This window comes from Amycolatopsis sp. La24 (assembly GCF_029087445.1).
Lineage (GTDB): Bacteria > Actinomycetota > Actinomycetes > Mycobacteriales > Pseudonocardiaceae > Amycolatopsis > Amycolatopsis nivea.
In genome coordinates this window covers 1-11,940 of sequence record NZ_JARACH010000113.1, presented here as the reverse complement: position 1 = coordinate 11,940, position 11,940 = coordinate 1, and the positions used below count along the sequence as shown (strand labels likewise).

Genomic DNA, 11,940 nt, shown 5'->3' with positions numbered 1-11,940 from the left:
TCGCATCCAGCAGATGCCCTCTCGCTCGGATCGATTTTTCCTTCGCAAGAACAATCATCCCAGCTCAGAGGGCATCTGCGCGTCCAGACACGGCCTACACCACCACAAACACCGGTGGATCCAGGTCTGATTCCCTCAAGGAGCCCTTCACGGACCTCGCCAGCGAGTGCCAGCCCCACGAGCGCGGCGCACTCGCTGCCGGAAAGCCTCAGCGAGCCGTCGAGCAGAGGGTCACCGGCTCCACTCCTCCACCCGCACCCCCATCAACCGAGCCGCCGCGCGCAGTTCTCTCCGCCGATCCCCCGGCACCGCGTGCACGTGATTCGCTCCGAAGCGCGACAGGAACGTCTCCGCAGCAACATCGAGGCGCGCGAACGCGTGCGGCCATTCCGGCGTCGAGCGCGACACCAGCTCCTCCGTCGTCCGCGCGTCGTAGTTCTCGAACTCCCCCAGCACCAATTGCATCCGATACTCCCCGTCCAACCGGCTCAACCGCGCCAAGGTCATCCGGCCGGGGGCGGCGATGTGCTGCACCGAAGCCCCGCCCGCGGGGAAGAAGAACACCTCCGGATAAAGGTGCACCCGCGCCAAATTCTCCGCCGGGTCCTCGCTCCGCGCGGCGAACCATGTCGCGTGCTGGCCGGAGTTGCACAGGTCCCACACGTCGCGGTCCGGGTGGTAATGCCGGACATCAGCAAACAGCACCGGCGTCCCGGTGATCCGGTGCATCAGCTGCATGGTCAGCGCACCGTCCATGTCCGCTTCGGTGGCGGTGACGTGCACGGCTTTGGGGCCGTTCCAGTCGTACGGATCGTTGAGCAGCGCCTCGGCGACATCGGCGGTCGCGAAGTGCTCGGTCAGCTCCGGTTGTGCTTTGATCCCAGAGAAATCCAGGTGGCGTTCGGCAGCGACATCGCGTACGGCAAGGTAAAGACGCAGTTGGCGTTCCAGCAACTCCGGGGTGAGGCGATCTCCATCGTAGTGCACGGTGGCATGCTCTTCCAGCCATTTCCGACCGTCCGCAGCCGCGGAAGAGAGGCCGGATTCGGCGCGGCGGACCAGTTCGTATTGGTCGATTTCCTCGACGTCCACGCCGAATTGGCGCATCCACTGATCGGTATTGGCCACCGCGGTGTTCATGCCCATCGGCCGTCCGCCGAAGCGGCCGAAGGTCGAACCGCGCAGCGAACCGACGGCCGCGGCAGCGCTCGCGTGCGCGCCGACTTCGGCGATCAGTTCCGGGTCGGACGGCGAGCCCCACAAGCGGGTGTGCGTGCGGCCGATCTGGTCGAGTGCTCCTCCGGCGGCGAGCATTCCGACCAACCCCGGCTCGGTCGGGTCGGTGCTCGCGACGAGCAGCAACGGGCCTGGGGTCGCGTCCGCGGCCAGCATGGTGAAGTGCGGAAACGCCCACACCGCGTAGTACAGCACCGTCACGTCCACCGAACTCGCGGCGACCGAGCGCGCGGCCGCGGTCGCGGTGGTGTTCGTGGCTACCAGCCCTCCGGTGACGACGTCGTGGCCCGCCGCGGTCAAGGCGGCGGTGAATTCGTCCACTTTGGACCGGATGAAGCCGGTGTTCCGCCGGTGCACGTGGTCGCGCCCGTCGGAGACGGCGAGGACACCGATTCGCGCCATAGGTCAGCTCCGGTTCAGTTCGGCGTACACCTGGGCGGCGTTGTCGCGCGTCACCAGGCGGGTGGGCAGGGTCTGCGTCTTGGGCACGGTCTGGCAGTCGACGAGCAGTTTCTTCGCTGCCGCAACGGCTTCCTTGCCGCCGGTCGGGTAGATGAACGTGGCCGACAACCGTCCGGCCTCCACCGCCTTGATGCCGCCTTCGGGCACCGGCAGGCCGTCGATGCCGACGATCGGCAGGTCCGCGCGGCCCGCGTTCTGCGCGGCGATGCGCGCGCCCTCGGCCATCGGGTCGTTCTCGGAGAACATCGCTTGCGCGTCCGGATGCGCTTTCAGCAACGCGTCCGCCTGCTGTTGTCCCTTGTCCCGCAACCAATCCGCGTCCGCGCTGCCGACGACGGTAATATTGCGGTCCGTAATGCCCTGGTTGAATCCATCGCTGCGTTCCTTGGCGGGCGTCGATCCAGCGAGACCCTTCAGTTCGACGACTTTCCCGCCCTGTGGCAGCAATTTCTCGGCGAAGAACTTGCCCGCCTGACGGCCGATGTCCACATTGTCCGCACCGATGAACGACGTGTACCCGTCGCCGTCGACCTTGCGGTCCAGCACCAGCACCGGGATCCCCTGGTCGTAAGCCTTCTTCACGACACCGGTCAGCGGCGTCGCCTCGTTCGGGCTGATGATGAGCAGGTCGATGCCCTGGGTCAGGAACGTATTGACCTGCTCGACCTGTTTCGCATTGTCCTGCGCGGCATCCGCGTAACTGACGCTGAATTGCGGCACGCCGGCCGCGGCCTTGCGGATGTCGTCGTCCATCCGGACGCGATACGGTTCGGCGAGATTCGCCTGGCTCATCCCGATTTTGTATTTCCCGCTCGGGCCGTGGCATTGTTTCGCGGCCGGCGCGGTGCCGGACGACGCGCCCGGCGCGTTCTCGTGCGTGGTGCCGCAGGCGGCGACGAGGGCCAGCCCCGCCAGGACCGCCCCGCCGCGGATGATGCCGGACATCTGCTCCCCTTTTCCCGGACGCCTATGCCGTCGCCGGGCGCAGCCGCTGCAGGCCCGCGGCCAGCACGATCACCACGCCGACCACGATCAGCTGGACGTTCGAATCGATGTCGTTGAGCTGGAGGATGTTGTCGAGCACGCCGACCAGCAGGGCGCCCGCGACGGTGCCGGACACCGACCCGCGCCCGCCGGACAGGCTGGTCCCGCCGATCACGACGGCCGCGATCGCGTTGAGCTCGTAGCCGGTGCCGTCGTTGGGCCCGCCGAAGTTGTACTGTCCCGCGTGGACGATCCCGGCCAGCGCGGCGAGCAGCCCGCACAGGCCGAAGACCAGCACTTTCACCCGGATCACCGGCACCCCGGACAGCACCGCGGCCTTCTCGTTGCCGCCGATCGCGTACACGTGCCGCGAGAACGCGCTCGCCCGCAGCACCAGCACCGCGAGCGCCGCGACGACCACGAAGAACAGCGCCGGGATCGGCACCACGCCGCCGAACGTCCGCTCGCCCAGCAGCGAGAACGGCACCGGAGCCTGGCCGGGACCGGTGCCGTAGGTGATCGAAACGCCCTCGCCGCCGGACCACATCCGGGCGATCCCGCGGGCGATCTGCATCCCGGCGAGCGTCACGATGAACGACTGGATCCGGAACCGCGCGCTCGCGATCCCTTGCAGCAGCCCGAAACCGAAGCCGAGCGCGAGGATCAGCAGCACGCCCGGCACGAGTCCCCAGCCGCCGCTGGTGAGCAGCAGCGCGACGCCGACGCTGGCCAGCCCCATCACCGAGCCCACCGACAGGTCGATGCCGCCGACCAGGATCACCAGCGTCATGCCGACCGCGATGATGCCGATCTCGGAGATCGCGCGGACGACGTTGAACAGATTGCCGCTGCCGAGAAACACCAGCTCCCCGTCGCGGTGCGGGGAGAAGACGATCGCGGCCGCGAAGACCAGCACGAGCCCGAAGACGCTCTGGAACCGGAACACCGCGGCCAGCACGGAACGCCCGTTCACCGGACGTCGCCCATCGACGCGGCGAGCAGTTCCGCCTCGCCGGCCTGAGCCGTGTCGAGCTCGTGCACGCTGCGTCCGCCGCGCAGCACCACCACGCGGTCGCACACGCCGACCAGTTCCGCCGGTTCCGACGATGCCAGCAGCACCCCGACGCCGCTCCGCGCGGCCTCGCCGAGCAGCCGGTAGATCTCCGCCTTCGCCCCGACGTCCACCCCGCGCGTCGGCTCGTCGAGCAACAGCAGCGCCGGTTCGGTCAGCAAAGCCCGTCCCAGCACCACTTTCTGCTGATTACCGCCGGACAGCGAACCCACCGGATCGGCGAGCGACCCCAGTTTCACCCCGAGCCTCCCCGCTTCTTCCCCGGCCACCGTCCGCTCGCGCCTGCCGGGAACGATCCCGAACCGCGCCAGCCGGTCCACAATGGACAGCACGGTGTTCGCCACGACGGAATGCTCCAGCGCCAGCCCCGCGATCCGCCGGTCCTCGGGCACGAACGCGATCCCCGACCTCAGCGACCCGCGCGGCGAGCGCGGCCGGAACTCCTTGCCGCGCAGGAAAATCCGCCCGCTCAACAACTTTCCCCTGGCAGCGCCGTACAGCGCCTCCAGCAACTCGGTCCGTCCCGCGCCGAGCAATCCGGCGACGCCGACGATCTCTCCGGCCCGCACGGTGAGACTGATCCCGTCCGGCTCCCGCCGCCCGGCGCGCGGCCGCATCACGAGATCCTCGACGCGAAGTACCTCGTCCTGATTCGGCGAGGGCACGCTGTCCGCGCGGAACATGAGGTGCACCGGACGGCCCACCATCGCCTCCGCGGCCCGCTCGGCAGTCAGCTCCGCCGCGCTGAACTCCGCGACGACCTCGCCGTTGCGCAGCACCGTCGCCCGGTCCGCGACCCGCCCGATCTCGTCCATCCGGTGCGACACGTAGACAATCGCCGCCCCGTCGGCACGCAACTGGTCGATGACCGTGAACAGCCGCTCCACCTCGCGCGGCGACAGCGCCGACGTCGGTTCGTCCATCAGCAGGATCCGCGCGTCCAGCGACAGCGCTTTCGCGATGGTGACGAGCTGCTGTTCGCCGGTGCGCAGCCGTTCGACCGGCGTGCGCGGGTCGAGGTCGACGCCGGAGCGTTCCAGCACCTCACGGGTGGCCGCGACCATCCGCCGCCGGTCGACCGTGCCGCCGCGGGTGTGCGGTTCGCGGCCGAGAAAGACGTTCTCCGCCACGGAAAGCGCGGGGACGAGGTCCAGTTCCTGATGGATCATCGCGACCCCGGCGCGGCGCGCGTCGGCCGGGCGGGCGATCCGGACCGCCTCCCCCGCGATCCGGATCGCCCCCTCCCCGGCGGCGATCTCCCCCGACAAGATCTTCAGCAGCGTGGACTTGCCTGCCCCGTTCTCGCCGAGCAGCGCGTGCACCTCCCCCTTCGCCGCGGTGAAGTCCACCGCGCCCAGGGCACGCACCCCGCCGTAGGTCTTGCTGACGCCGGCCAGCTCGGCCAGCGCGACGCCGTCGCCCATGCCCCGCCCTCTCGGCCCGCCCCACGTCGAGAAATCGATTACTCGCGACGGTAGGGGCACCCCGCCGGAGTGTCAAGGGTCACATTTTCCCAGTTCAGGGGAGCCTCGGCTCCGGTTCCGCCGGGCACGTTCCGCTCCGCCGCCTGAACTGCGGGTGACCCCTGTCCGACCCCCTGGAAACGCCTGGCCGTCCAGTTGCCTCCGCCCCTGGCCGGCCGGGCGTGATTTGTGGCATACCTCGCGATAAACGAGGCCCGGACGACGTGACACGAGCCGTTTTTGGCGGGTTCCTACAAACCGGCAGGCGCGGCATGCGTCATCCGCGACATTGGTGTACCCGGCGGTAAGGGAGCAATGTGTACGACGAAGACAGGCGACGTTCCGGCGGGTCCGGCGTCGCCTGCTGTGCGTGGTGCAGTCAGGTTCACTGGGAGGCTTTGTCCGTGTTCAATCGCGTCGCCATCGTCAACCGCGGAGAGGCCGCGATGCGGCTGATCCACGCCGTCCGGGACTTGTCCGCCGAGACCGGGCGACGGATCGAGACGGTCGCGCTCTACACGGACGCGGACGCCACCGCGACTTTCGTCCGCGAAGCCGACGTCGCCTATTCGCTCGGCCCCGCCTCCGCGCGGCCCTACCTCGATCTCGCCAAACTGGAGAAGGCGCTGGTCGACACCAAGGCCGACGCCGCGTGGGTCGGCTGGGGCTTCGTCGCCGAGGACCCGGCGTTCGCCGAACTGTGCGACAAGATCGGGGTCGCCTTCGTCGGCCCCAGCGCGGACGCGATGCGCAAGCTCGGCGACAAGATCGGCGCGAAGCTGATCGCCGAGGAGGTCGGCGTCCCGGTCGCTCCGTGGAGCGGCGGCGAGGTCGCGACGCTCGAGGAAGCCCTCGCGGCGGGCGACAAGATCGGCTACCCGCTGATGCTCAAGGCCACCGCGGGCGGCGGCGGGCGCGGCATCCGCAAGGTCGAGTCGGCGGGCGACCTCACCGAGGCGTACGAGCGCACCAGCCAGGAGGCGCTGCGCGCGTTCGGCAGCGGCGTCGTGTTCCTGGAGCGCCTGGTCACCGGCGCGCGGCACGTCGAGGTCCAGGTGATCTCCGACGGCGAGACGGCGTGGGCGCTCGGCGTCCGCGACTGCTCGGTGCAGCGGCGCAACCAGAAGATCATCGAGGAGTCGGCGTCCCCGGTGCTCGGCGCGGAGCAGACCGCCGAGCTGAAGGCGTCGGCCGAGCGGCTCGCGGTCGCGGTCGGCTACCGCGGCGCGTGCACCGTCGAGTTCCTCTACCACCCCGGCGACCGGATGTTCGCCTTCCTCGAGGTCAACACCCGCCTCCAGGTGGAGCACCCGATCACCGAGATCACCACTGGCACCGACCTCGTGCGGCTGCAGCTGCACGTCGCGTCCGGCGGCAAGCTCGAAGGCGCGCAGCCGGAGGAGTCCGGGCACGCCGTCGAAGCGCGGCTCAACGCCGAAGACCCGGACCGCGACTTCGCGCCGTCCCCCGGCCGCATCGCGCGGCTGCTGCTGCCCGCCGGCCCCGGCATCCGCGTCGACACCGGCGTCAGCGAGGGCGACACGATCCCCGCCGACTTCGACTCGATGATCGCCAAGATCATCGCCTACGGCCGCGACCGCGACCAGGCGCTCGCGCGGCTGCGCCGGGCGATGGCCGAGACGTCCGTGCTCATCGAGGGCGGCGCCACCAACAAGAGCTTCGTGCTCGACCTGCTCGACCAGCCCGAGGTCATCGACGCCAGCGCGGACACCGGCTGGATCGACCGCGTCCGCGCCGAGGGCCGTCTCGTCACCACGCGGCATTCCGCGGTCGCGCTCGCCGCGGCGGCGATCGAGGCCTACGAGGACGACGAGGAGGTCGGGCGGCAGCGCCTGCTCTCCACCGCGTTCGGCGGCCGTCCGCAGGTGCGCCACGAAATCCGTCCGCTCGACCTGAAACTGCGCGGCGCGTCCTACCGCGTCACGGTCGCGCGCACCGGGCCGAAGCGGTTCCGGGTCGGCGTCAGCGGCGGCGGCGACGTGCACCCGGCCGACGTCGAGCTCGAGCGGTTCGACGAGTACAGCGGGCAGATCACCGTCAACGGCACGCGATTCCGGCTCGTCACCGGCACGCACGGGCCGACCCACCTGGTCGAGGTCGACGGCATCACCCACCGGATCAGCCGCGACGAGGGCGGCGTCGTCCGCTCCCCCGCGCCCGCGCTGGTGGTCGCCACGCCGGTCGCGGTGGACGACGAGGTCGAGTCCGGCGCGCCGGTGCTCGTGCTGGAAAGCATGAAGATGGAGACGGTGCTGCGCGCGCCGTTCCGGGCCCGGGTCAAGGAACTCCCGGTGTCGATCGGCAGCCAGGTGGAGACCGGGGCTCCGCTGCTGCGCCTCGAACCGCTCGCCGACGAGGCCGAGGACGAGGCCGCCGCGCAGGCCGAGACCGCCGAGATCGACCTGCCCGCCGAACAGGACGGCACGAGCGCGGCCGACCTGGTCGAGCGCGGCAGGCAGGATCTGCGCAGCCTGCTGCTCGGCTTCGACGTCGACCCGCACGACCAGGGCCGGGTGCTCAGCGGCTACCTGGCGGCGCGCGCGGAGTTGCCGGCGCGTCCGCTGGAGGGCGAGCTCGAACTGCTCGACGTGTTCGCCGACCTGTCCGAGCTGAGCCGGAACAAGCCCGCCGCGGACGACCTCAGCGCGTCGAGCCCGGTGCACAGCGCCCGCGAGTACTTCCACACCTATCTGCAGAGCCTCGACGTCGAGCGCGCCGGGCTGCCGGAGAAATTCCAGGGCAGGCTGCGCCGCGTGCTCGGCCACTACGGCGTCGGCGACCTCGAGCGCACGCCGGAGCTGGAAGAGGCGGTCTTCCGGATTTTCCTTGCCCAGCAACGGGCTTCGAGCGACAGCGCGATCGTGTCCGCGCTGCTGCGGCAGTGGCTCACTGAGGCCCCGCCCTCGGCCGAGCTGCGGGAGACGGCCGGGCTCGCGCTCGAGCACCTGATCGCCGCCACCCAGCTGCGGTTCCCGGCGGTCAGCGACCTCGCCCGCGGCGTCGTGTTCCGCTGGTTCGCGCAGCCGATGCTGCGCCGGGCGCGCGCCGAGGTGTACGCCGAGATCCGCGGCCACCTGCGCTACCTCGACCGCAACCCGGACGCGGCCGACCGCGCCGAGCGGATTTCCGGCATGGTGTCGAGCAACGAGCCGCTGGTGCGGCTGCTCGGCCAGCGGATCGGCCGGCCGGGCGCGGACCCGGCCCCGATGCTCGAGGTGCTGAGCCGGCGCTACTACGGCAACAAGGCGCTCACGGACGTGCGCGTGCGCGAGGTCGCGGGCTGCTCGTTCGTCACCGCCTCGCATCCGGAGCCGGCGCGCGTGGTCACCACCGCGGTCGACTTCCCGCAGCTGCCGGACGCGATGCGCGCGGTGGCCGAGCTGTCCGACGGCGCCGGGGTGCCGGTCGCGGCGGACGTGTATCTCAAGTGGACCGACCAGCCCGACAGCGACGCGATGGCCGCGAAGCTGGGCGAAATCGTTGCCGCGCAACCGCTTCCGGCCGACGTCGACCGGGTCGTCACCACCGTCGCCGGCGGCGGCGGCGCGGTGATGCACCACCACTTCACCTTCCGCCGGACCGAATCCGGCTTCGCCGAGGACCGGGTGATCCGCGGGCTGCACCCGCGCGTCGCCGAGCGGCTGCAGCTGGAGCGGCTGCAGGAATTCGACCTCACGCGGCTGCCGTCGGCGGACGAAGAGGTGTACCTGTTCACCGGCACCGCGAAGGCGAACCCGGCCGACGAGCGGCTGATCGCGATGTCGCAGGTCCGCGACCTGACGCCGCTGCGCGAGGCGGACGGCAGGCTCGTGTCGCTGCCCTCGGCCGAGGACACGCTCGCCGCGTGCCTCGACGCGGTCCGCAACGCGCAGGCGCGGCGTCCGGCGAAGAACCGGTTCGACACCAACCGGATCGTCATCTACGTGTGGCCGCCGAGCGACCTGACGATGGACGAGCTGAACCTGCTCGCCCGCCGCGTGCTGCCGACGACCGCCGGCGCGGGCCTGGAGGAGATCCAGTTCCTCGTCCGGCAGCGGAACTCCGAAACCGGCGAGCTGACCGACATCGCGGTGACGGTCCGCAACGAGGTCGGCGCGGGCGTGCGGCTGTCGGTCGAGGCCCCGAGCACCGAGCCGGTGCAGCCGCTGGACGACTACCGGCAGAAGGTGCTGCGCGCGGCGCGCCGCGACACGGTGTACCCGTACGAGCTCACCGAACTGCTGGCCGGCGGCGGCACCTTCACCGAGCACGACCTTGACGACACCGGCGCGCTGGTGCCGGTCGATCGGCCGCGCGGGCAGAACAAGGCCGGGCTCGTGGCAGGCGTGGTCAGCACGCCGACTGACCTGGTGCCCGAGGGCGTCAAGCGCGTGGTGCTGCTGGGCGACCCGACGAAGTCGCTCGGCGCGCTGGCCGAACCGGAGTGCACGCGGGTGATCGCGGCGCTGAACCTGGCGCAGGAGCTGCGGGTTCCGGTCGAATGGTTCGCGCTGTCGTCCGGCGCGCGGATCTCGATGGAGTCCGGCACCGAGAACATGGACTGGGTCGCGGCCGCGCTCAAGCGGATCGTGGAGTTCACCCAGGACGGCGGCGAGATCAACATCGTGGTCGCCGGGATCACCGTGGGCGCGCAGCCGTACTGGAACGCCGAGGCCACGATGCTCATGCACACCAAGGGCATCCTGGTGATGACGCCGGATTCGGCGATGGTGCTCACCGGCAAGCAGTCGCTGGACTTCTCCGGCGGCGTGTCGGCCGAGGACAACTTCGGCATCGGCGGCTACGACCGCGTGATGGGCCCGAACGGGCAGGCGCAGTACTGGGCGCCGAACCTCGCCGGGGCGCGCGACGTGCTGATGGCGCACTACGCGCACACCTACGTCGTGCCGGGAGAAGCGGGCCCGCGCCAGGCGGTCACCAGCGACCCGGCGGGCCGCGACGTGTCGGACTACCCGCACGCCGTCGTCGGCAGCGACTTCGCCACGGTGGGCCAGATCTTCTCCGCCGAGCACAACCCGGACCGCAAGAAGCCGTTCGACATCCGCACGGTGATGCGCGCGCTCTCCGACCAGGACCACCCGGTGCTGGAACGCTGGGCGGGCATGGCGGACGCGGACACCGCCGCGGTGCAGGACTTGCACATCGGCGGCCACCCGGTGTGCCTGCTGGGCATCGAATCGCGTTCGGTGCCCCGCCGCGGCTTCCCGCCCACCGACGGCCCGGACACGTTCACCGCGGGCACGCTGTTCCCGAAGTCGTCGAAGAAGGCGGCCCGCGCGATCAACGCGGCGAGCGGCAACCGTCCGCTGGTGGTGCTGGCGAACCTGTCCGGCTTCGACGGCTCGCCGGAGTCGATGAAGAAGCTCCAGCTGGAGTACGGGGCCGAGATCGGCCGCGCGATCGTGAACTTCGAGGGACCGATCGTGTTCACGGTGATCTCGCGCTACCACGGCGGCGCGTTCGTGGTGTTCTCGAAGGCGCTGAACCCGAACATGACGGTGCTGGCGCTGGAGGGCTCGTTCGCTTCGGTGCTCGGCGGCGCTCCGGCGGCCGCGGTGGTGTTCGCCGGCGAGGTGAAGACCCGGACGGCGAACGACCCGCGGGTGGCCGGTCTGCAGAAGCGGCTCGGCGAACTGAGCGGGGCCGAACGGGCCGCTTGCGCGGCCGAACTGGCGGAGGTCACGTCGTCAGTGCGAGCCGAGAAGCTCGGCGAGGTGGCGTCGGAGTTCGACCGGGTGCACAGCATCCAGCGCGCGGTCGAGGTCGGGTCGGTGGACGCGATCGTCAGCACCGCACAGCTCCGGCCCCGGATCATCGAGGCGATCGAGCACGGATTGAAGCGCTGAGTGAACCTCGTGAGTGCTGGCGCCGGTTCTAACCGGCGCCAGCACTCACGAGGCCACCGTGATCCCCCGGATCGTTTTCACCTCGCCCAACAGCGCCGGGGTCACCTTGACCGAAAATCCGTCCAGCGCGTACCGCTGCTCCCCCACGTGCAGATGGACCGGCGTATTCCCTTGGTGTTCCAGCAAAGTCTGCTTGAGCTCCAGCACCACCGGCAGCGTCACTTTCTCCGCCCGCGTGTGCAGCACCAGCGGCGTTTCCCCGAGTTCCGTCAGGTCCAGCGGCACCAGATCCGCCCCGAAGACCGACATCTTGTCCTCCCGCCAGTTGACCCGGCCCTTCACCAGCACCGCGTTGTCCTCCACCAGATCTGCCGCGCACAACGCGTACGACTTGGCGAAGAACAACACCTCGAGAGACGCGTCCAAATCCTCGACCGTGCAAATCGCCCAAGGTTCGCCCTTTTTGTTCACCCGCCGCTCCAGCGAAGTGATCAACCCGGCGACTACGAGTTCGCCTTCCTTCGGCGGGTTGTCGATGATCGCGGCGATCGTGCGGGGCGCGTGTTTGCTGAGGACGCCTTCCGCCCCGTCCAAGGGATGCGCTGAAACGTAGAGGCCGAGCATGTCCCGCTCGTGCGCCAGCAACTGCTTGCGCGGCCACTCTTCGGCGGTGAATTTCACGTGCGCCAACGGCGAAGAAGCCGGTTCCTTGTTTTCTCCGCCGAAGAGGTCGAACTGGCCCATCGCTTCCTGGCGCTTGAGCGGGACGACGGCTTCCACCGCGTCCTCGTGCACCTGGATCATCGACAGCCGCGTGTGGCCCATCGAATCGAACGCGCCCGCCTTGATCAGCGAC

The 11,940-nt window shown here is 70.2% G+C and carries 6 protein-coding genes; 1 reads left to right on the top strand and 5 read right to left on the bottom strand.

What is annotated here, in order from left to right; translation table 11 throughout:
* Nucleotides 1-231: 231 nt before the first annotated feature.
* Genes PUT80_RS45360 through PUT80_RS45345 form a run of 4 tightly spaced genes read right to left on the bottom strand, consistent with a single transcriptional unit; the run spans nt 232 to nt 5,178 of the window.
* Nucleotides 232-1,638: an L-fucose/L-arabinose isomerase family protein gene (locus PUT80_RS45360; RefSeq protein WP_275295826.1), complete on the bottom strand. Its 1,407-nt coding sequence runs from the start codon at nt 1,636-1,638 to the stop codon at nt 232-234.
* Nucleotides 1,639-1,641: 3 nt separating this feature from the next.
* Nucleotides 1,642-2,643, bottom strand: a complete 1,002-nt coding sequence (locus PUT80_RS45355; RefSeq protein ID WP_037818736.1) for a substrate-binding domain-containing protein — start codon at nt 2,641-2,643, stop codon at nt 1,642-1,644.
* A gap of 22 nt (nt 2,644-2,665) precedes the next feature.
* On the bottom strand, nt 2,666-3,655 hold the full coding sequence (locus PUT80_RS45350; RefSeq protein ID WP_037818734.1) for an ABC transporter permease: 990 nt from the start codon (nt 3,653-3,655) through the stop codon (nt 2,666-2,668).
* A complete protein-coding gene (locus tag PUT80_RS45345) occupies nt 3,652-5,178 on the bottom strand; it encodes a sugar ABC transporter ATP-binding protein (RefSeq protein WP_275295825.1) in 1,527 nt (508 codons plus the stop codon). The genes PUT80_RS45350 and PUT80_RS45345 overlap by 4 nt, the downstream gene beginning before the upstream one ends.
* A gap of 443 nt (nt 5,179-5,621) precedes the next feature.
* Here PUT80_RS45345 and PUT80_RS45340 point away from each other — a divergent pair, with 443 nt between their 5' ends.
* Nucleotides 5,622-11,084 carry a biotin carboxylase N-terminal domain-containing protein gene (locus PUT80_RS45340; protein ID WP_275295824.1) on the top strand — a complete coding sequence of 1,821 codons (5,463 nt, stop codon included), beginning with the start codon at nt 5,622-5,624 and terminating at the stop codon, nt 11,082-11,084.
* Between the two features lie 45 nt (nt 11,085-11,129).
* On the opposite strand, the gene PUT80_RS45335 is transcribed toward PUT80_RS45340, so the two are convergent.
* Nucleotides 11,130-11,940: OB-fold nucleic acid binding domain-containing protein (locus PUT80_RS45335; RefSeq protein ID WP_343076922.1), on the bottom strand; the 811-nt coding region annotated here is incomplete at its 5' end.